Source organism: Helicobacter sp. MIT 11-5569, assembly GCF_000765695.2.
Lineage (GTDB): Bacteria > Campylobacterota > Campylobacteria > Campylobacterales > Helicobacteraceae > Helicobacter_D.
Genome location: NZ_JRPB02000014.1, coordinates 1 through 20,304 on the forward strand (window position 1 = coordinate 1; position 20,304 = coordinate 20,304).

Consider the following 20,304-nt stretch of genomic DNA (forward strand, 5'->3'; position numbering starts at 1 on the left):
AAAATAAAATAGAAAAAATGATTGATGATTTTACAGGTATAAAACAATAAACAATAAAGGTTGATAAATTACACAATACTAGGCACTTTGCTGTGGAATCTTTTTATTAACTTAATTTAAAATGACTTTAAAAGGTTTCTTGATAAAATTATTTTGCTTTATGCAAATTTTTATAAGGAATAATTAATGAAAAACCTAATTTTTAAAGCGTTTTTGGCAGTCTTTGCAATAGGTGTTTTTGCTGGATGTGGAAATAGTGCGCAAACTTCTAGTGAAGATGGTTTGTCTGCAATTAAACAAAAGGGTGTTATCACAATTGGTGTCTTTAGTGATAAGCCTCCATTTGGTTTTGTGAATGACAAGGGGGAGAATGATGGGTTTGATGTGTATTTAGCAAGAGAAATGGCAAAAGATTTATTAGGAGATGCTAGTAAGGTAAAATTTGAGCTAGTAGAAGCTGCAAGCCGTGTGGAATTCCTAAAAAGTGGAAAAGTAGATGTGATTATGGCAAACTTTACTAAAACTCCTGAGAGAGCAGAAGTCGTAGATTTTGCAGCACCTTATATGAAAGTTGCGCTAGGAGTTGTATCAAAAGATGGTGCAATCAAAGATATAGCGGATTTAAAAGGAAAAAAATTAATTGTTAATAAAGGCACAACCGCAGACTTTTATTTTACAAAAAATCACCCAGAAATTGAATTGTTAAAATTTGACCAAAATACAGAAGCATTCTTAGCATTAAAAGATGGCAGAGGTGATGCGTTAGCGCATGATAATTTATTGCTGTTTGCTTGGGTAAAAGAAAATCCTGATTTTGTGGTAACAATTGGAAAGTTAGGAGATGAAGACGTGATTGCTCCAGCTGTTAAAAAGGGTAATATTGCACTTTTAGAGTGGATTAATCAAGAAATTACAAAGCTGAATGAAAATGGTCTTATGGAAGAAGCTTACACAAAAACATTAGCACCAATTTACGGAGAAGATCAGTTAAAAGCTGTTTTATTTGTAAAATAAGCATCGCGCCACAGGAATTTTGTGGCGTGTTGCCTTTCTATTTATTCTCTTTTCTTAAATTTAAGCTTTTTGTAGTTCTAGCTTTTAATTAAAATCTTTTTATTATATAAGTGTTTCTTTTTGTATCAGTATATATTATAGCTTCTGAAGGCATGATTGTAAAAATAAAATTAGAGTATCAAATAAAAAGTTTTCTGTTGTTTTGGCTCAAAAGGATAAGAAAAATTTTACTTTATTTTTATATTTTTATTCTGTAAATATTCTTAGAAATGCTTAAAATATGGAATCAAAACACAATTTTTTAAAGGAAAATTTTAAAATTTAAAGAAAACTACGCTAAGATAATCAAAAAAGTTTCAAGGAAGAACGCGTGTCTCATTTAGATGTAGCACACCCTTATTTTGGTGTATTCGTTATTTTTGTTTTTACATTTGTGGCGTTTTTGGCGACAACTTTTCTTTCAAGGTTTGTAGGCAGAAAGTTGGCAAATAAAAATAGTCAAAAACTTAAGTTAGCCCCTTATGAATGTGGTTTAGCTCCCACTAAACAGCCCAATAGAATCTCATCGCAGTTTTACATTATGGCGTTATTGTTTATTTTGTTTGATGTGGAAATTATTTTTATGTTTCCATGGGCAGTGGATTTTAAAATCTTAGGCATTTTTGGGTTTGTTGAAATGGTGTTATTTATATTTTTATTACTTATTGGATTTGTATATGCATGGAGAAAAGGAGCATTGCAATGGCAGAGCATGAAGTAGATTATTTAAAAAGTGGTGGATTACCTATTGCGCTAACAAGTGTAGATAAGTTATTAAATTGGGGGCGCAGTAATTCTTTATGGGCGATGACTTATGGGCTTGCTTGTTGTGCGATTGAAATGATGGCAACAGGGGCTAGTCGTTATGATTTCGATAGATTTGGGACGATTTTTAGGGCGAGTCCTAGACAAAGTGATGTGATGATTATTGCAGGGACTGTTACGAAAAAACACGCGCAGTTTGTAAGGCGACTTTATGATCAAATGCCAGAGCCTAAATGGGTGATTTCTATGGGGAGTTGTGCAAATACGGGGGGTATGTTTAACACTTATGCCACAGTGCAAGGTGTCGATAGAATCATACCTGTGGATATTTATCTACCTGGCTGTTCTCCAAGACCAGAAACATTGCAGTATGCGCTTATGGTTTTGCAGCAAAAGATTCGCAAGCAAAAAGCAAGACGTGCAGTCGCTCCAAAGCGTTTGGTATAAAGGAGTATTATGCGAGAGTATAAACCAAAGAAAAATGCACAAAAACAGGTTAATTATAAAGACAGATTTTATGTTTCTCCTAAAATTCCTAGAGAAAGCATAGAGAGTGATAATATATATCTTGCTGATGTAGAAATATTGCGTATGCAAATTAAGGTTATGGAATCTTATATTGAGCGTGGAACACTTGTAGTATGGGTAGAAAAAGATTCTATTTTTAAAGCTTTAGAAATCCTAAAGGGGATAGGCTATGATGTGTTAAGCGAGCTAAGTGCAATGGATTATTTAGAGAGCAAGGGAGGCTTTGAGATTTTTTATCAATTATTGTCTATACAAAAAGTCAAACGTTTGCGCGTTAAGACTTTTTTAAAAAAGAATGAAAGAATAGAATCTGTAAGCAGATTATTTAGTAGTGCAAATTGGAGCGAAAGAGAAATGTATGATATGTTTGGGATTCTACCTTTGAATCATCCTTATCCTAAGCGTATTATAATGCCAGATGATTGGGTGGGACATCCTTTGCTTAAAAGTTATCCATTACAAGGTGATGAAGCGGCACAATGGTATGAAGTGGATACCATCTTTGGAAAAGAATATCGTGAAGTCATTGGTGCAGAGCAGAGAGAGCCTGCGCGTGTGGATCGTTACGATTCTAAACGTTTTTCACATTTGGGCTATGAAGTAGGATATGGACAAAAAATAGAAAAAGGCGCAGAGAAGCCACAACCCATTACTTATCAAGAAGAAGATGGCGTGTTGTTTGTGAAAAAATTAACTCCAGAATCTACAAAAGAGCTTAAGGAAAGGAAGTAGTATGCAACAACCTAATAAATTAATGCCCTTTTATGAAAATGTCGCTTTTGATCGCATTAGCGATAATGTAATGGTTGTCAATTTTGGTCCTCAACACCCAAGTGCGCATGGGCAATTACGCTTAATTTTGGAATTAGAGGGCGAAAAGGTAGTCAAGGCAACTCCTGATGTTGGGTATTTGCATCGTGGAATGGAAAAAATGGCAGAAAATATGATTTATAATGAGTTTTTGCCGACAACTGATAGAATGGATTATATTGCTGCAAGCTCTAATAACTACGCATTTGCCTTAAGTGTAGAGAAATTATTAGGAGTGGAAGTTCCTAGACGCGCAAAAGTGATTCGCACAATGCTTTTAGAGCTTAATCGCATTATCTCGCATCTTTTTTGGTTAGCTACACATGCTCTTGATGTTGGTGCAATGAGTATTTTTTTGTATTGCTTTAGGGAGCGTGAATTTGGGATTGATTTGATTGAGGATTATTGTGGGGCAAGATTAACGCATTCTAGTGTTAGAATTGGGGGAGTTCCACTAGATTTACCAAAAGATTGGATTGCAAAATTAAAAGCTTTTTTAGAAGCATTACCAGAGCAGATTAAATTATACGAAGGAATTTTGAGCGAGAATAGAATTTGGCGAATGCGTTTAGAAAATGTAGGTGTTGTAAGTCCGCAAATGGCAAAAAGCTGGGGATTAAGTGGAGTTTTATTGCGCGGAAGTGGAATCGAGTGGGATATTCGCAAAGAAGAGCCCTATGAAATGTATGATGAATTAGAGTTTGATATTCCTATAAGTGATAGTTGTGATAGTTATGGGCGTTATTTGCTATATATGGAAGAAATGCGCCAAAGTATCCGTTTGCTTTATCAGCTTATTGACAAATATGAAGATACAGATACTCTTTTAATGTGTGAAGATACGCGGTATTTTTCTGCCCCAAAAGAGCAAATTATGACACAAAATTACTCTTTAATGCAGCATTTTGTTTTGGTTACACAAGGTATGCGCCCACCAGTTGGTGAAATTTATGTGCCAACGGAATCTCCAAAAGGCGAGCTTGGGTTCTTTATTCGTTCTGAAGGCGAGCCTTATCCTTATCGTGTAAAAATGCGCACTCCAAGCTTTTTCCATACAGGAGTTTTGCAAGATTTACTACCCGGACATTATCTCGCGGATGTTGTAACAATTATTGGAAACACAAATATAGTCTTTGGGGAGATTGACCGATGAAACGTTTTGATTTACGGCATTTAAAAAACAATTTTTGTGAACGTTTGCAGAAGATTTTGGAATCTGAATTAGAAGTAGGTGAAGTTGGAATTTTTCTTTTTGAAGTGCTAGATTTTGATAATGTCCAAAAAAGTGCTGATGTAGTGGAAGTAAGCGGAAATACATTGCTAAACTCTTTGCGTTTTAATGAAGTGGATTGGACGATTGTTGTGAGAAAAGAAACCGCAAGGGTTGCCAAATGAGTGCCTTAGTGGAATCCTTTTTGGGAAATGGTGGTAAGGCGACTTTCGCAGAATCGCTAGATAAAAATACATTAAAGGATAAAAACCTCTTGCTTTTGGGTGGATTTGTAGAGGACTTTGCTTTTACATTGCAAGAAAAAGGAATAGATTTGGATTCTTCAAAAAATCAAGTTTTTTTATTGCATCCTTTGCATTTTAATCCTTGTGATTTTACGCAATTTGTTTATGAAGTGGGTTCTGAAGAAGCAGTGATTGCGTTGCTTGCGTATGGATTAAGTGCTTTTGGAGATGAACAATTAAAGGAATTTGCTAAAACTGTTGATGTAGGTTATTTGGCTTCTGAATGTAATTTTTCTGAAGAAGAATTGGAAGAGATTGTGCAAAGTTATACAGAGTCGGGTTTGACGCTTCTTATTGGCGGTGATTTAGCAACACACAAAAAAGCAAGCAATATTGCAAAAATTTTGGCTTTACTTACTTCAACACTACAAAATTTAAAGATTATCTTTTTGGAATCTTGCGCAAAAGTAACTTCACAAGAGTGTGCGAAAATTGCTCCTTTAGAAGAGGTTGATAGTTATGATGGCTTGGTTGTCTATGTGCAAGAGAATCCTAAAAAAGAGGGTTTGTTAGAAGTTTCAAAGCAGTTTTGTTCTGTGAGTAAAATACAAGAAAATTCAGATGTGAAGGTGAGATTTTTGGAATCTAATCAAGAAGTTTTAGCAAACATGCAATGTAATATGGAGTTTAGAGGAATGGTTGGAATCTTATGGGCTTCTAGAGAGAAGTTGCAAAATGGTTTTTGTTATCAACTTGTAAGTTTAAGCAAGGTGGCGTAATGGAAGAAATAAAAGTAACAATTGATGGCTGTGAAGTGTCTTGTGTTGAGGGTGAAAGTATTTTAAATGTTGCGCGTGCAAATTCTATTTTTATTCCAGCAATCTGCTATCTCTCTTGCGCATCACCTACGCTTGCTTGTAAAATGTGTATGGTGGAAGCTGACGGAAAGCGTGTATATGCATGCAATGCAAAAGTCAAAGATGGAATGAAAGTTGTGGTAAATACCCCAGAGATTGAAGAAGAGCGTGTAGCAATTATGCAGGCTTATGATGTGAATCACCCTTTGCAGTGTGGAGTTTGCGATAAAAGTGGTGAGTGCGAATTACAAAATTACACGCATTATGTAGGAGTTAGAGAGCAAAATTACGCATTAAAGGATACTTATAAGGCATTTGATAAATGGGGAAAAGCTGTTTATGACCCGAATTTATGTATCGTGTGTGAACGTTGTGTAACTCTATGCAAGGATAAGATTGGAAAATCACATATTAAAGCATTAAAATATGATGGAGAAATGCCAGATAAAGCCTATAAAGAGAGTATGCCAAAAGATGCTTATGGTGTTTGGACGAAATTTAAAAAATCTTTGATTGGGCTAAATGGTGTGGAAGCTGATGCTTGTGGAGATTGTGGAGAATGTGTAAGCGTGTGTCCAGTTGGTGCGCTCACTATTGGACATTTTCAATATCGTTCTAATGCTTGGGAGTTAGAAAAGATTGATAGCACTTGTGCGCATTGTGGTAATGGTTGTGCTCTTACTTATGAAGTCAAGCAAAAAGGAATCGGCGGAGGAGAAAAAGAAGTTTATCGTGTTGTAAGTGATTGGAATTTTTCTACACTTTGTCCTGCTGGACGTTTAGCTTTTAGTGTAAATAACCAGCATATTAAAAAAGATTTGGAATCCTTTAACAAAACTATTGCAGCCTTTAAAGAAGCGCAGATTATAAAATTTGCAGGTGATGTTAGTAATGAAGAAGCTTTAATGCTAGAGTTACTAAAAGAGAAGTTTGGTTATAAGTTGGTATGCAATAGCGTATATCCTTTTAAGAAGTTTTTAGAATCTTTTAGCCAGATTACTGGGAATTTAGGGAGTGCAACACAAAAAGAAATTACAAAAAGCACATTTGTGATGACTTTTGGTGGAGCACTTAGTTATGATATGCCAGTGGTAACACATAGTATTAATAATGCAATGAAACAAAATAAGGGAGCAAATCTAGCTTGTTTTCATACAATGGAAGATGTTGTCCTAAATAATTTTGTAAAAACTCCGATTAATGGAATCTATCAGCCTGATAGTGAAGAGGCAATGGCTCTTTTGCTAGCTGATGCGTGTATTAGTAGAGAGACAATGCCTAAGCATTTAAGAGAGCAAATTGAATCTTTTGAGCAAAAAGAAAAGCAAATTCTCAAAAAAGAAGTAAAGAAAAAAATCAAAGAAGAGGCGCGTGATAGTGAGGGTAATGTAGTTTTAGATGCAGAAGGTAAAACAACTTTTGCAGAAAAAGAAATTACAGAAATATTAGAAGAAGAAGTAGAAGTCGTAACAAGCACTCTGTATGCGTATTGTGGAGAATCTATAAGAACTGCAATAGAAAATACTAAAAGTGCATTAAATGGAGCAAAAAATCCTATTTTGATTGTAGGGTTTGATGTTTATGAAGCAAGGAATGCAGAAAATATTTCTAGGATTTTAGGATATATTGAAGCATTAAGTTCTGTCAAAGTGATGTTGCTGCCCCCTACGACAAACGCACTTGGAATCGCATTGATTTGTAGTTTGGATAAGGAAGGGGAAGGGTATAGCATTGGTTACAATGTCGATGGAAAATACAAAATTGGCACACAGGCTTGCAATGCTTTACAATTGCCTTATTTAAATGAGCAAGAAGGAACACTTGTTAATGTTGATAAACGTGTCGTTCCTATCGCTCCTGCAACACCTTATCATGGATATTGTTTTAACGATATTGCTAAGGCGTTGGGCTTAGAAAAAGAATACACTATTGATTATACACAAGAATTACCGCTTTCAAAAGGTTTTAAGAGTATTGTTTATGATGATTTGCAGTTTGGATTTGCAAACGATGGCACAGAAATTCGCGGATATTTATTGGATGCACATTATCCTAAAAAAGAGATTGAAATTACACCATTAAAGTTAGAATCTTTAGGCTCTTATAATCTTTATGCGCGTAATAGCGTGGCACATTTTTCTCTTAGCACGCTTGCATCGACGCAACTAGATTCCAAAAATGGATTGCAAGTTAGCAAGGAATATGCCCAAAAGCTTGGAATCAATGAGGGAGATAGAGTGGAGATTGATTTCTTAAACGGAGTAATTGCGCAAGCAGAAGTGAGTATTGATAAGGGAATGCAAGGGACTTTTGCAGCTCTTGGTGTGTGTGGAGTAGAGAGTGGATTTACAAATTCACGCTATGCAAATGCTTCTATAAAGGTCTTAAAATGATAGCTTATATTATTGAAACATTAATTAAAATTCTACTTTTGGTGTTAATCTTTTCGGCACTTGCTGGATTTACAACTTATGTCGAGCGCAAAGTGTTAGCATTTTTTCAAAGAAGGTTAGGTCCAACAATCGTGGGTCCATTTGGAGTTTTACAGATTTTAGCCGATGGAATCAAGCTTTTTACAAAAGAAGATATTGTGCCAAGTGGTGCAAATCGTTTGATTTTTAGAATCGCACCAACAATTACTGCAGCAACTGCGTTTATTGCTATGGCTCCGATTCCATTTTTTCCAGAATTTGAGTTGTTCGGGCGCACCATTCAGCCTATTGTTTCTGATATTAATGTTGGAATCTTATTTGTGTTAGGTGTCGGGGCAGCTGGGCTGTATGGTCCTTTGCTTGCTGGAATTAGCGCAAATAGTAAATGGTCTCTTTTAGGTGCTGCAAGAACAGCGGTGCAGTTATTAAGCTTTGAAGTTGTTTCTGGTTTATCTTTGCTTGCACCTTTGATGCTTGTGGGTTCTCTTTCTTTGATAGATGTTAATAACTATCAAAATGGAGGAATTACAGATTGGTTAGTATTTTCACAGCCTTTAGCGTTTTTATTGTTTTTATTTGCAGGGTATGCAGAGTTGAATCGAACGCCTTTTGATTTACTAGAGCATGAAGCAGAAATTGTCGCAGGATATGCAACAGAATATGCAGGTATGCGTTGGGGAATGTTTTTTATTGGTGAATATGCAAGCATGATTTCACTCTCTTTTGTTGTCTCTTTAATATTTTTGGGAGGATTCAATTCGCTTTGGTTTATTCCTGGAGGAATTGCAATTATTCTAAAGGTAATGTTTTTTATATTCTTATTTATGTGGGCTAGGGCAGCATATCCACATGTGCGTCCTGACCAATTAATGGGATTATGCTGGAGAGTTTTATTTCCTTTAGCACTTTTAAATGTTTTTGTTACAGGAGTTGTTGTTTTAGGAGGTGGAAATTGAGCCAATATGTAAAGATTTTTGAAAAAACTCTACCTTTGACGCAAACACAAAAGTTTGTAAGATTTTGGAATCGCGCATTAAAAGGAGAGTTGTTTGTCGGGCTTTGGCTGGTGTTTAAGGAATTGTGTAAAGCGCAAATCCACACTGTGCAATATCCTTTGGAAAAACTCCCTTTAAGTCCGCGTTATAGAGCTGTGCATGAGCTTAAACGCTTGTTAGATAGCGGTAATGAGCGATGTATTGGTTGTGGGCTATGTGAGAAAATCTGTGTAGCAAATTGTATCCGTATGGAAACAGGCTACGGGGAAGATAAGCGTAAAGTTGTGTTTGAATATAGTATTAATTTTGGACGTTGTATTTATTGTGGCTTGTGCGCAGAAGTTTGTCCAGAGCTTGCTATCGTGCATGGGAATCGCTATGAAAATGCAAGTGAGCAACGTGCTTCTTTTGCGCTTAAGGCTGATATGCTAACACCGATTGATAAGGTGTTAAGTGGTAATGATTATGAGTTTGATGGCGTAGGAAGCGTGAGCATAGATGCAGATAAACGCATTAAAGCAACACCTCTAAAATACATAGAAGAAAAATCACAAGAGATTAAACCAGAAGATGGGGATTCTAAAAAAATGGAATCTCAAGTGGAGGTTGGATAATGTTTGAAGCGATTGCATTTTATTTCTTTTGCGCATTGACTTTAGCGATGTTTTTAATTGTTGTAACAACTAAAAATATTTTATATGCTTTAAGTGCGCTTGCTGCTGGAATGATGTTTGTTTCAGCTTTTTTCTTTTTATTAGGAGCTGAATTTTTGGGTGTTGTGCAAATTGTAGTTTATACTGGAGCCGTGATTGCACTTTATGCGTTTGCGATGATGTTCTTTGATAGTCAAAAACTAGAAAACGAAAAAATAGAGAATCCTAGAGTATTGTTTTTTTTAAGTGGAATGGGCGCGTTATTGCTTGTATTAATTGTTGTTGCTCCTATCATTGCACAGAATCTCACACAACTACAAGCGCAAAATCCAATACAAGCAGGTATTGGTAATGTGCAGATGGTAGGTTATGTGCTCTTTACAAAATTCCTTATTCCTTTTGAGATTGCTGCAATTATGCTGCTTGTAGCAATGATTGCTGGAATTGTTTTGGCAGGGAAAGGAATGCGTTATTCTCTAACTTTAAATGAACAATCCCCTAAAGGAGAATCTTATGATAACGCTTAATCATTATTTAATTTTATCTGCTTTGATGTTTATTGTTGGTGTGTTTGGAATGCTTAGGCGCAAAAACTTGTTAATGCTTTTTTTTGCAACAGAAATTGTTTTGAGTGCTGTAAGTGTGGGATTTGTAGCAGTTGGTAAGCATTTGGGGGATTTAAATGGGCAAATGTTTGCATTTTTTATCTTAGCAGTTGCAGCAAGTGAGGTTGCTATTGGGGTTGGATTATTGATTGCTTGGTATAAAAAATACCATACGCTAGATTTAGACCAATTGAAAATTATGGAAGGTTAGAGAATGGAAGTCATCTTATATAGTGCATTATTTGCTCCGCTTGTTGGTTCAATCTTTGGGATTCCATTTGCTTCTAAGAAAAAATTTACAGGTGTTGGAATTTTTGCATCGTTAATGCTTGGTGTATCCTTTTTTGCTTCTTTGCTACTTTTTATTTATATCTTTCAAGGTGGAATCGCATTAAGGGTTACTTTAATGGATTGGATTGGGGCAGGAGGGCTTTATATTCCTTTTGGGTTTTTAGTGGATAGTGTGAGTGTAACAATGATGCTTGTTGTAACTTTAGTTTCACTTTGTGTGCATATTTATTCTATTGGATATATGAGCCATGACGCAAGTTTCAATCGTTTCTTTGTGTATTTGAGTGCATTTGTATTTTCTATGCTGATTCTTGTTATGAGTGATAATTTTGCAGGATTATTTATCGGCTGGGAAGGCGTTGGGTTATGTTCTTGGATGTTAATTGGATTTTGGTATGAACGTGATTCTGCTTCCTTTGCTGCAAATGAAGCGTTTATTATGAATCGTGTTGCGGATTTAGGAATGTTGCTTGGAATCTTTTTGATTTATTGGACGTTTGGAAGTTTAAATTACGAAGAAGTCTTAAGCACTATTTATGAAGCACCTAAAGGGATTTTAATTGCTATTGGTGTGTTGCTATTTGTAGGAGCAATGGGAAAAAGTGCGCAATTTCCTTTACACACTTGGCTTGCCGATGCAATGGAAGGTCCAACACCTGTTTCTGCATTAATCCATGCTGCGACAATGGTAACTGCAGGTGTGTATTTGGTGATTCGTGCAAATCCTTTGTATTCTATGATTCCAGAAGTTGGATTTGCTATTGCGTGTTTGGGTGCTTTTGTGGCAGTATTTGCAGCGACAATGGCACTTGTTAATAAAGATTTAAAACGCATTATTGCGTATTCTACGCTTTCTCAACTCGGTTATATGTTTGTAGCCGCTGGATTAGAAGCATATTGGATTGCATTATTTCACCTTGCAACGCATGCGTTTTTCAAATCTTTATTGTTCTTGGGTGCAGGAAATGTAATGCACGCAATGCATGATAAATTAGATATTTCCAAAATGGGTGCATTGTATCAACCTTTAAAATATACAGCAATTCTTATGATTCTAGCATCTGTTGCATTGGCTGGAATCTATCCATTCTCTGGCTTTTTCTCTAAAGATAAAATTTTAGAAGCTGCTTTTGGAAGTGGTGCGTATGTATTGTGGGGAGCATTATTGCTTGGTGCATTTTTAACAGCATTTTATAGTTTTAGATTGATTATGCTTGTGTTTTTTGGAGAGAAGAAACATACAGAAAATCATCCTCATGAAGCGTATTCTTATATGCTTTATGCAATGTTGCCTTTAGGTGTTTTAGCAGTCTTTGCAGGATTATTTGAAGGATATTTTCATCATTTTATCTTACAAACGCTTCCAGATTTTAGGGCAGATTTAGAGAGTAAAACACTTTGGACTTTGATTCTTTTAACATCTTGTGTTGCTTTAAGTGGAATCGCATTTGCAGTCTTTAAGTATAAAAGTGGAGGGTTTTCACCAAAATGGCAAGAAACCTTTATTTATAAGCTTTTAAGTCATCAATATTTTATTCCGGCTTTATATAATAAATTGTTCATTCAAAATTATTTTAGAATCGCAAAACTTTCTTGGTTAGCAGATAAGCATGTGATTGATTATATTGTAGATATGATTGCTAGAATGTTAAATAGTAGTGGTGAGAGTATGCGTTGGATTCAAGGAGGTAGTTTATCTAGGATGTTGAGAATTATGTTCTTTGGAGTAGTGGTGTTACTTTTGCTTGTATTTATTTATAGGGAGGGCGTATGGACTACCTTTTAACCTTATTAATCTTTTTCCCTTTGCTTGGTGCTTTACTAGCAGTTGGAATTAAAGAGAATCTTAAAGCTTATGCTGTTGTAATTAGCACAATAGAATTTGCTTTGGCTTTGCTGTTGTGGTATGGTTTTGATGGGAGTGCTGATGGATTCCAATTTGTAACTGCATTTTCTTTGGTAGAAAGCTTTGGAGTAAGCTATCTTGTGGGAGTAGATGGAATTTCATTATTTTTGATTCTGCTAAGCGCGTTTATTAGCTTAATTGGCTTTATTTATCTTAATGAATCCCATGAGACAAAAAAACTAATCATTTCATTATTGTGTCTTGAGAGCATTATGATTGGAGTATTTTGCGCTTTAGATATGATTTTGTTTTATATCTTCTGGGAACTCTCTTTAGTCCCAATGCTTTATATTATCGGTGCTTGGGGAAGTGGAAGTAGAATCTACGCGGCTGTAAAATTCTTCTTATACACTTTCTTGGGTTCAATGTTAATGCTTGTTGGAATCTTATTTTTAGCATATTATTATTTTAATGTCAGTGGAGTTTGGACATTCTCACTTTTAGAATGGTATAGCTTAAGTGCGATTCCAAAAAATCTACAACTTTGGCTTTTTGTTGCGTTTTTTGCAGGGCTTGCTGTGAAAGTGCCGATGTTTCCTTTGCACACTTGGCTTCCTTATGCGCATGGGCAAGCACCAACAATTGGTTCTATTATCCTTGCAGCAGTGTTATTAAAAATGGGAACTTACGGCTTTGTGCGCTTTTCTTTGCCGCTATTCCCTGATGCAAGTATTGCACTTTTAATACCTGTGGCAGTTTTATCTTTGATTATGGTAATTTATGGAGCGTTTGTAGCTTTTGCGCAAGAAGATATTAAACAAGTTATTGCATATAGCTCTATTTCGCATATGGGTGTGATTATGATTGGTATATTTGCATTAAACACTGAAGGAATTGCTGGTTCTGTATTTTTTATGCTAAGCCATGGGATTATTAGTGGGGCATTGTTTATGCTTGTGGGAATGCTGTATGAAAGGCGACACACAAAAGTTATTGCGGAGTTTGGCGGAATCGCAAAAATAATGCCAAATTATGCAGCGGTCTTTGGAATTATGGCGATGGCTTCTGCAGGATTACCTTTAACAATGGGTTTTGTTGGAGAGTTTTTATCTTTGCTTGGCTTTTTTCAAGTTTCTCCTGTGATGGCTGGAATTGCTGGAATTAGCATTATTGTGGGAGCTGTTTATATGTTGCATCTGTATCGCAGGGCATTTTTTGGTAAATTAGTTCATACAGAAAATATGAAACTTAGTGATTTAAATGCTCGAGAATGGTGTGCGTTATTCCCTCTTGTAGTGATTGTAATTTGGCTAGGAGTATATCCAAAACCTATCTTAGAACCGATTAATAAGGGTGTTGAAAATGTATTGGCAATTATGCAATCAAGAATCGTAACACAAGAAAGTATGGATTTTTTTGGCTTAGAGCTTATACAAGAATCTAGCAAACAAAGCTTGCAAGAAATGGAAGAACAAGAAATATTAAAAGAGGGAAATAACACACAAGAGGAGGGAAAATAAATGTTAGAACCATTTAGTGTATCATTTGAAAGTTTAAATATTTTTAGTATTTTCCCGATGTTAGTTGCTATTATTGGGGCGATTATTATTTTAGCGGTGGATATGTGCTTAAAGAGTGCTAATAAGCAACTCTATACAACGCTTGCAGTGTTATTTATAGCCCTTGACCTTGGCTACATTATGTTTTTTAGCATTGATGGAGCGCAAAGGGCATTTTTTGATTTGATTTTAGTTGATGGTATTGCATTACTTGGGCAATTGATTATTTTGGTTGCTGCAATTTTATTTATACCTTTAACGCTAAGTTATAATAAATTTCACGAATTCCAATATCCAGAATATTATGCGTTATTTTTATTAATGTGTGCAGGATTCCAATTTATGGTAAGCAGTGACCATTTAATTGTGATTTTTTTAGGGCTTGAAACAGCCTCTCTAGCTCTTTATGCGTTAATTGCGATGCATAATCGTGCTACAGCATTTGAAGCAGCAATTAAATATTTTACAATGGGCTCTCTCTCTGCTGGATGTTTTGCATTTGGTTCTATGCTGTTATATGCTGCAAGTGGGCATTTAGATTTAATGGGAATGAAAGCAGTATTGGAGATAAATAGCTATCAACCTTCTTATTTAGTATTGAGTGGAGTAGTATTCTTTATTGCTTCGCTTGGATTTAAAGCATCTTTAGTTCCATTTCATACTTGGACGCCTGATGTTTATGAAGGTTCAAATTCCTTTTTAGCAGGTTTTATGTCTATTGTGCCAAAAATTGCAGTGCTTGTTGTGGCAATTAGAATTTTTAGCTTTTTTATGGATATTGTGTGGGTGCATAATGTATTTTATTTTCTCATTGTATTGACGATTACTTTGCCAAATCTTGTAGCACTTGTCCAAAAAGATGTCAAAAGAATGCTCGCTTATAGCTCTATTTCGCATGCTGGATTTGCCTTTAGTGCGGTTCTGGTTGGTGGAACACAAGCATATAGCGCATTATTTATGTATTGGATTTTATTTCTTTTTACAAATCTTGGAATCTTCTCAATGCTTTGGATTTCACGCACAAAAGAACAAATATGGGATAAACGCTATGATCACTCTTATGAAAAATTTTCTGGTTTGATTAGATTATGCCCATTAGCTGCTGTGATAATGGGATTATTTATGTTTTCTCTTGCTGGGATTCCGCCTTTTTCAGTATTCTGGGGAAAAGTATATTTGATGAGCGCAGCAATGAATAGTGGATATTTGTTCTTAGTTATTGTCATGGTTTTAAACAGCGCAATTGCAGCATATTATTATTTAAAGCTTGTTGTTTATATGTTTTTAAAAGATCCATTGATTAGTGATGGAAATATTTATTTACAAAATGCAACTTTACCACTAAAAGTTGTTGTTGGAATCGCAACAATTTATGTATGTCTTTCAGTCTTCTTTGTCGATAGTTTATTGTTTGGAGTATCTGGATTGGTGGGAAGTAGTTTTCTGTAGGTTGCTTATAAAAAGTTTTTAAGCCCCTTTTTATAAAGATTTGGGGCTTTTGTTTTTATTTATTGTTTTAAGAAGCTACGTGATGCCTCATTTATTGCAGAGTTAATTGCATTTTGTATGGTGATTTGAATCTCATTTGCATCAAGGGTTGAGGGTTGCCCAAAAATTTGCCAATATTGTTCATTGTCGTTTTGCAGGCTGGACTTCCCATAAAAGATTCTTGTTTCATCCATTCTATTAAAAGAGAGTTGCACTTCAAAAACTAGTGCATCACTTGTTTGAGAGTGAAAAAAACCTCCCCTTGCGCTTCTTGTGCTAATATTTCCATAGACAACATCTAAGCGATAATGTTTATAAGCGTCTGATATTACTTGCGTTTGTCCAAAACAACCACTTTGTTCCAAACCTTCTTGGATTAGTGATTTTATGCGTTCATTTGGGAGATTTAAATCATCATATTCTCCTTGTTTTAAAAAACCAAATTCATAAGTAACAAGTAGAGTTGGACAAGTTTTAACCACGCGTGTATTTGGCAATGTGTGGTATTTTTGGCTACAAGCACTAAGCAACAAAGAACTAACTGCTATAAGACAAGCTTGTTGTAAAAATTTCTTTTTCAAAAGACATTCCTTTACAATTTGGGATTAAATGTGCTAATTCTAATATAATTTGTGTATAAAGTTTCTGAAGTCAAATTTGAGATGTATTGCGCTTTAAGCGCAATACAAGAAATAATCTAAGCTTTTTTCTCGCTTACGATATTTACGATATTATCACCAACCATTACCGCAATTTTTGCCATAAATTCTTCTGGGCTTGTAAAGCCAACACAAGAGCAGTTAATTTCTCCTAAAATATAGCGGTCTGCACCTTTTTCATCTGTATCTAAGATAAAATCTGCTGTCCAAATGAGTGGCAAATCATAATTACCAAGTTTAGATTTGATAGATGGGAGTTGTCCTAAGAACCAATCTACAAGAGTTTGCCAATCTTTTGGCTCATCATAACGATATTTTGCACCACTAAAGAGAGTTGCGCTAAACGCATCGCCGCCTTCTGCTGGTTTTTTATGCACGACATAAACAGGAGTTTTATAAAGCATTAGGATTCTAATCTCACCTTCTTTAATGCGAGGTAAGAAAGTCATATCTACAAGCATTCCATTATCGCCAATGATGTATTGCTCACAGAAATCCATAAATTCGCCTAATTTTCTTTCTTCGCTATGATTATCTTTAGCTTCTGTGCAGATGATTTTTGTATCTAATGGTAAGGAATCGCAAGAATTATATTTGCTAGCATCTTCTAATCTAACACGCCAAATTCCTTCACCTGTTGAACCGCGATTTTGCTTAAGCACGCGCTCGCCTTTAGCAAGAGATTTTGGAAAAGTGCTTTTAAAAGTTGCAATATCATAATACGCATAAGTATCATCTGGAACTAAAGGTGTGTCTGCAAGCTTTGTTAATGCGTCTTTTGCTCCATAGCCAACCATTGCATCTGGGTGAGGCATGCCAACAAGCCCATCAGCACAAAGTTTGCGCAAAATATCAAAATAAAGTTTCTCTTCTTTTAAATTTCCGGGATTCACGCGTGAAACATAACCATCAGCATTATCGCGCACTTTTTTATAAACTTCTTCGCGTTTGTTAGAATCACGCAAAATATCATCAGTAAGTTGCACGACTTCTGCGTTCCAGCCTTTATCTTTTAGTGCATTCACCATAGGCATAGTGTCTTTTCTGTGTCCATCTGCACCTTTATCACTTCCGCCAACTGCTTCAAAGAAAACAATATTCTTTTTCATGACTTTCCTCCAAAAATGAATTATGATTTATAAAAGTATCAAAATAAGGCTTAAATTTCTTAGGATTCTAAAGTGCTTTTGGAATAAATTAATGTATTGTTGCATAATGATACAATAATTTGTGAATTTTAAGTCATTATTATCATCGCTTCAAATCAAATAAGTGATTTCGTCTAAAACCACTAAACATCAAGACTAATATGTATGGATTGGTTTCCCTTTTTATCTATAAGATTCTTTTGTGATTCTTTTTCTGTGCGTAAATTTTCTTTTTTAGTTTCTTCTTGTTTTTCTTGAAGCTTTTTTAGTTGTTCCTCTTGCAATTCTTTAGAGCTTTTGCCCATATCAGAAGTAACCGTTGTCATTGCCATATCCTCAGTTTCATAATAGCTAACCAACCTTGCTCCAATAGCTTGTGCATTAGCTTTTGCGCTCTCATAACCGCTTTGGTAATTTTGCTGTGAAACTCCATTAATTTCCATTTTATTTCCTTTGTTGAGCTTTTCATATATCGGACATTTGCAAAAAAAGTAAATATTTATAAAAATAAGATTTTAAAATCTCGCCAAATTGTTATTATTTGTCAGAAATTAACGCATAAAATGTCCGCTTTTACCCCCGCTTTTTTCAAGTAAGCAAATTTCGCTTAAAACCATTGTTTTATCAATGGCTTTGACCATATCATAAATTGTTAGCAGTCCGATATTAACCCCCATTAATGCTTCCATTTCTACACCTGTTTGCCCAAGAGTCTTTGCACGCACTTTTAAAATAAAAGCATTTTCTTCTGGAATTTCTTCAATATCGCATTTAATGCTACTTAAAAATAATGGGTGGCACATAGGAATGAGTTCTGAAGTGCGTTTTGCTCCCATAATAGCGGCAATAATTGCAGTTTGCAAAACTGCTCCTTTTTTGACTTTTTGTTCTTTTATGGCGATAAATGCTTCTTTGTTCATTGTGATTTTACCGCTTGCAATCGCTTCTCTTTGTGTGGAATCCTTAGCGGAAACATCTACCATTTTTGGGTTTTGGTTTTCATCTAAATGTGTGAGTTTCATTCTAAATCCTTTAAAGGAGTTTGTAAATTGTAATTTTGTCATTTTTTAGCACTTTTTGGAATAAGTTAGGGTTTAATGTCTCAAAAAATAATCCTTGAAAATAAAAACTCTCAAAATAGCTTGTATCGCACAATACGATTCTGCCATCTTTTAGCTCTAGCGCACTTAGTGGGCTTTTTGGATTGAAATGTTGTGTTTGGTTTGTTTTTAGGCTGATAAGTTTTGCAATTTGTTGGTGGTTTGGGCTTAGGATTCCTCTTTTTAAATCTAAGATGAAATTGTTTTTAAAATACGCTTTTTGGGATTTTGTATTTTGGCTAAGGGAGAAAAATTTTAAAGGAATCGCTTTGTGTGTGATTGTATCAAAAGCACTAAAAGAAACAATGCTTGGAAAAATTTCTAACATGTCAAGAAAAAGAATAATATAGAGATTTTTGGTGTGGTTTGCGATAGGGTGAGAAAGTAGGGATTCTGTGAAATTTGGTGCATTTTGGTGTTTGTCTATTGTGCCATCAAGTAAAGTTTTAGCAATTTTATAGCTAAAGTGATTGTCAGAATGGCTAAGAAATAAGCTTATAGGATAGTTTTGTTTGCCTAAATGTTTGCCGCCATCAATAAAAACATTAAGATTGCTAAAATAATTAATCATATAACCATAATCCCACCATGAAAGCGCAAAATCTCCATTTTTAGACGGGATTGCATATAAAAGATTTGCTTCTGTGGAATCTAAAATGGGCTTTGGAGTGTAGGATTTGATATGCATAAGATGTGGAGAGAGAATTAAAGCAATAAAGGCAAGGCGTAAAATAAAATGCAATGGAATCTTATTGGAAAAAATCGCAAAAAGATAGCTTAATCCAAGTGCGCAAACAGGCACAGCATAAAAGCTAAATCTAAGCCCTTGTGCGAGTGCAAAAAATCCTAAGAATAAAAGCGGCAAAAAGATAAGAAATTCCCTTTGTTTATACACCAAATAACAATAACCCAAAAGACTTAATAAAAAAAGCACAAGATTTCCGCTAACGCGGTTTGCCAGAGCAAAAAAAGAGATTTTTGAAGTTTCTGCAATGGAATCTAAAACATTTAAAAACGGGAGAGATTCTGCATTTTTAGGGTTTAAAGGTGCATTAAAAAGCGTGCTAATAAAAGGAGCATTTAAAAAGCTAGGAAATAAAATATAAAGCACAAAAAGCGTAAAAGCGCAAAGATAGAGCCAAAAGAATTTTTGTGGAATGCTCACAAAACTCAAAGCTAAACCAACTAATATCCATAGTGGTGTGCCAATATAAAATGGTAATAAAGGTATATAAAGCGCAAAAGGAATGCTTAGCATCAAAATAATAAGTGCTGCGCGCTTGTCTTTAAAAAATACTAAAATTGCAATAAAGCCTAAAAATACATAGCGTAAATTTGGATAATAAAGCAATGCAAAAACACTTAAGGCAAATAAGAATCCCAAAGTATAGCGTGGATTTTTCTGTAAAATTAATGCACAAATGCCTAAACAAAGTGGCAAAATTAGCATATCAGTATCATAATAGCCAAAAATAGTGCGGTTATAATAACTAACACTAAGCGCGCTTAAAAGTCCTGCTAAGATTGAAGGTAGAATCCCAAATGCTTTTGTCAGCCACATTGTAGGAAAAACAATGAGTGTTCCCATAAATCCTGAAAGATAAAATAACACTTGCTCCAAAGAAAAAGGAGTAAGATAAGCAATGCTTGCAGTGATGATTGCTAAAGGTTCATGTATGGGGGAATTCAGCGTGGATTTTAATAAGGAATCTTGCAAGGAATCATTAGTGAAATTTTGTAGAAACAATAAAATATCTTTTGCGCCTTGTGCATAAAAATAACCATCGTTAGTGTTTAATAGCCAAGCGTTGTGATATAAAAATTGCGGATAGGATTCCAAAACAAAAGGATAGTAAAAGCGCAAAGCAACGCAGAAAAAATATACACTTATGCTAGAGAGTAAAAAAATGCGCATTATTCTCCAATACACACATACTTATAGTGTTTTTGTGATTAATCTATTTTTTTGTTTAAAAATGTAGATTATAATGCTTTTTTTGCAATATTTTAGAGATTTCACAAAAATTTAACATTTTCATTTTACAATAACAATAAAATAA

At 34.9% G+C, this 20,304-nt stretch carries 20 protein-coding genes; 15 read left to right on the plus strand and 5 right to left on the minus strand.

Translation table 11 applies throughout. The features are described from left to right. Positions 1–186: 186 nt before the first annotated feature. The 15 genes from LS70_RS08975 (at position 187) to nuoN (ending at position 15,298) form a co-directional block, all read left to right on the plus strand. Positions 187–1,014: a cysteine ABC transporter substrate-binding protein gene (locus LS70_RS08975; RefSeq protein ID WP_034287132.1), complete on the plus strand. Its 828-nt coding sequence runs from the start codon at positions 187–189 to the stop codon at positions 1,012–1,014. A gap of 370 nt (positions 1,015–1,384) precedes the next feature. Further along, on the plus strand, positions 1,385–1,774 hold the full coding sequence (locus LS70_RS08980) for an NAD(P)H-quinone oxidoreductase subunit 3 (protein WP_034287130.1): 390 nt from the start codon (positions 1,385–1,387) through the stop codon (positions 1,772–1,774). Next, on the plus strand, positions 1,756–2,265 hold the full coding sequence (locus LS70_RS08985) for a NuoB/complex I 20 kDa subunit family protein (protein ID WP_034287128.1): 510 nt from the start codon (positions 1,756–1,758) through the stop codon (positions 2,263–2,265). Before LS70_RS08980 ends, LS70_RS08985 begins: the two co-directional genes overlap by 19 nt. A gap of 9 nt (positions 2,266–2,274) precedes the next feature. After that, on the plus strand, positions 2,275–3,078 hold the full coding sequence (locus tag LS70_RS08990; protein ID WP_201273985.1) for an NADH-quinone oxidoreductase subunit C: 804 nt from the start codon (positions 2,275–2,277) through the stop codon (positions 3,076–3,078). Position 3,079: 1 nt separating this feature from the next. Further along, the gene (gene nuoD, locus LS70_RS08995; protein WP_034287125.1) at positions 3,080–4,309 is read left to right on the plus strand and encodes an NADH dehydrogenase (quinone) subunit D; all 1,230 of its coding nucleotides are present in this window, start codon (positions 3,080–3,082) and stop codon (positions 4,307–4,309) included. Continuing rightward, positions 4,306–4,551, plus strand: a complete 246-nt coding sequence (locus LS70_RS09000) for an NADH-ubiquinone oxidoreductase subunit E family protein (RefSeq protein WP_034287124.1) — start codon at positions 4,306–4,308, stop codon at positions 4,549–4,551. The genes nuoD and LS70_RS09000 overlap by 4 nt, the downstream gene beginning before the upstream one ends. After that, positions 4,548–5,390 carry a hypothetical protein gene (locus tag LS70_RS09005; protein WP_052083259.1) on the plus strand — a complete coding sequence of 281 codons (843 nt, stop codon included), beginning with the start codon at positions 4,548–4,550 and terminating at the stop codon, positions 5,388–5,390. The genes LS70_RS09000 and LS70_RS09005 overlap by 4 nt, the downstream gene beginning before the upstream one ends. Continuing rightward, entirely contained in the window at positions 5,390–7,861 is a 2,472-nt protein-coding gene (locus LS70_RS09010; protein WP_034287123.1) for an NADH-quinone oxidoreductase subunit G, read from the plus strand. The genes LS70_RS09005 and LS70_RS09010 overlap by 1 nt, the downstream gene beginning before the upstream one ends. Beyond that, positions 7,858–8,856 carry an NADH-quinone oxidoreductase subunit NuoH gene (nuoH, locus tag LS70_RS09015; RefSeq protein WP_034287122.1) on the plus strand — a complete coding sequence of 333 codons (999 nt, stop codon included), beginning with the start codon at positions 7,858–7,860 and terminating at the stop codon, positions 8,854–8,856. The genes LS70_RS09010 and nuoH overlap by 4 nt, the downstream gene beginning before the upstream one ends. Then, positions 8,853–9,509 carry an NADH-quinone oxidoreductase subunit NuoI gene (gene nuoI, locus LS70_RS09020; protein ID WP_034287121.1) on the plus strand — a complete coding sequence of 219 codons (657 nt, stop codon included), beginning with the start codon at positions 8,853–8,855 and terminating at the stop codon, positions 9,507–9,509. Before nuoH ends, nuoI begins: the two co-directional genes overlap by 4 nt. Then, the gene (locus LS70_RS09025; RefSeq protein WP_034287120.1) at positions 9,509–10,075 is read left to right on the plus strand and encodes an NADH-quinone oxidoreductase subunit J; all 567 of its coding nucleotides are present in this window, start codon (positions 9,509–9,511) and stop codon (positions 10,073–10,075) included. The genes nuoI and LS70_RS09025 overlap by 1 nt, the downstream gene beginning before the upstream one ends. Beyond that, a complete protein-coding gene (gene nuoK, locus LS70_RS09030; protein ID WP_034287114.1) occupies positions 10,062–10,364 on the plus strand; it encodes an NADH-quinone oxidoreductase subunit NuoK in 303 nt (100 codons plus the stop codon). The genes LS70_RS09025 and nuoK overlap by 14 nt, the downstream gene beginning before the upstream one ends. Positions 10,365–10,367: 3 nt before the next feature. Continuing rightward, positions 10,368–12,230, plus strand: a complete 1,863-nt coding sequence (gene nuoL / locus LS70_RS09035; RefSeq protein ID WP_034287113.1) for an NADH-quinone oxidoreductase subunit L — start codon at positions 10,368–10,370, stop codon at positions 12,228–12,230. Continuing rightward, complete coding sequence (locus tag LS70_RS09040; protein WP_034287112.1) at positions 12,215–13,810, plus strand: NADH-quinone oxidoreductase subunit M; 1,596 nt, start codon at positions 12,215–12,217, stop codon at positions 13,808–13,810. Before nuoL ends, LS70_RS09040 begins: the two co-directional genes overlap by 16 nt. Continuing rightward, positions 13,811–15,298, plus strand: coding sequence for an NADH-quinone oxidoreductase subunit NuoN (nuoN, locus tag LS70_RS09045; RefSeq protein WP_034287111.1), 1,488 nt, complete (start codon positions 13,811–13,813; stop codon positions 15,296–15,298). 59 nt (positions 15,299–15,357) lie between these two features. On the opposite strand, the gene LS70_RS09050 is transcribed toward nuoN, so the two are convergent. From LS70_RS09050 to LS70_RS09070, 5 genes are all read right to left on the minus strand, one after another. Next, positions 15,358–15,918 carry a hypothetical protein gene (locus LS70_RS09050; protein ID WP_034287104.1) on the minus strand — a complete coding sequence of 187 codons (561 nt, stop codon included), beginning with the start codon at positions 15,916–15,918 and terminating at the stop codon, positions 15,358–15,360. 116 nt (positions 15,919–16,034) lie between these two features. Next, the gene (locus LS70_RS09055) at positions 16,035–17,105 is read right to left on the minus strand and encodes a Cj0069 family protein (RefSeq protein WP_034287091.1); all 1,071 of its coding nucleotides are present in this window, start codon (positions 17,103–17,105) and stop codon (positions 16,035–16,037) included. Positions 17,106–17,287: 182 nt separating this feature from the next. Next, the gene (locus tag LS70_RS09060) at positions 17,288–17,587 is read right to left on the minus strand and encodes a hypothetical protein (RefSeq protein ID WP_052083258.1); all 300 of its coding nucleotides are present in this window, start codon (positions 17,585–17,587) and stop codon (positions 17,288–17,290) included. A 108-nt stretch (positions 17,588–17,695) separates the two neighbouring features. Continuing rightward, positions 17,696–18,166, minus strand: coding sequence for a cyclic pyranopterin monophosphate synthase MoaC (gene moaC / locus LS70_RS09065; protein ID WP_034287089.1), 471 nt, complete (start codon positions 18,164–18,166; stop codon positions 17,696–17,698). Between the two features lie 10 nt (positions 18,167–18,176). Continuing rightward, on the minus strand, positions 18,177–20,159 hold the full coding sequence (locus tag LS70_RS09070; protein ID WP_034287087.1) for an STT3 domain-containing protein: 1,983 nt from the start codon (positions 20,157–20,159) through the stop codon (positions 18,177–18,179). Positions 20,160–20,304 lie beyond the last annotated feature (145 nt).

Coding starts and splice junctions, on each gene's coding strand:
- nuoK (WP_034287114.1), top strand. CDS start 10,062: ATGATAACGCTTAATCATTATTTAATTTTATCTGCTTTGATGTTTATT.
- LS70_RS09040 (WP_034287112.1), top strand. CDS start 12,215: ATGGACTACCTTTTAACCTTATTAATCTTTTTCCCTTTGCTTGGTGCT.
- nuoN (WP_034287111.1), top strand. CDS start 13,811: ATGTTAGAACCATTTAGTGTATCATTTGAAAGTTTAAATATTTTTAGT.
- nuoD (WP_034287125.1), top strand. CDS start 3,080: ATGCAACAACCTAATAAATTAATGCCCTTTTATGAAAATGTCGCTTTT.
- LS70_RS08985 (WP_034287128.1), top strand. CDS start 1,756: ATGGCAGAGCATGAAGTAGATTATTTAAAAAGTGGTGGATTACCTATT.
- nuoL (WP_034287113.1), top strand. CDS start 10,368: ATGGAAGTCATCTTATATAGTGCATTATTTGCTCCGCTTGTTGGTTCA.
- LS70_RS09010 (WP_034287123.1), top strand. CDS start 5,390: ATGGAAGAAATAAAAGTAACAATTGATGGCTGTGAAGTGTCTTGTGTT.
- LS70_RS09005 (WP_052083259.1), top strand. CDS start 4,548: ATGAGTGCCTTAGTGGAATCCTTTTTGGGAAATGGTGGTAAGGCGACT.
- LS70_RS09060 (WP_052083258.1), bottom strand. CDS start 17,587: ATGGAAATTAATGGAGTTTCACAGCAAAATTACCAAAGCGGTTATGAG.
- LS70_RS08975 (WP_034287132.1), top strand. CDS start 187: ATGAAAAACCTAATTTTTAAAGCGTTTTTGGCAGTCTTTGCAATAGGT.
- moaC (WP_034287089.1), bottom strand. CDS start 18,166: ATGAAACTCACACATTTAGATGAAAACCAAAACCCAAAAATGGTAGAT.
- LS70_RS08990 (WP_201273985.1), top strand. CDS start 2,275: ATGCGAGAGTATAAACCAAAGAAAAATGCACAAAAACAGGTTAATTAT.
- LS70_RS09055 (WP_034287091.1), bottom strand. CDS start 17,105: ATGAAAAAGAATATTGTTTTCTTTGAAGCAGTTGGCGGAAGTGATAAA.
- LS70_RS09000 (WP_034287124.1), top strand. CDS start 4,306: ATGAAACGTTTTGATTTACGGCATTTAAAAAACAATTTTTGTGAACGT.
- LS70_RS09070 (WP_034287087.1), bottom strand. CDS start 20,159: ATGCGCATTTTTTTACTCTCTAGCATAAGTGTATATTTTTTCTGCGTT.
- LS70_RS09025 (WP_034287120.1), top strand. CDS start 9,509: ATGTTTGAAGCGATTGCATTTTATTTCTTTTGCGCATTGACTTTAGCG.
- nuoH (WP_034287122.1), top strand. CDS start 7,858: ATGATAGCTTATATTATTGAAACATTAATTAAAATTCTACTTTTGGTG.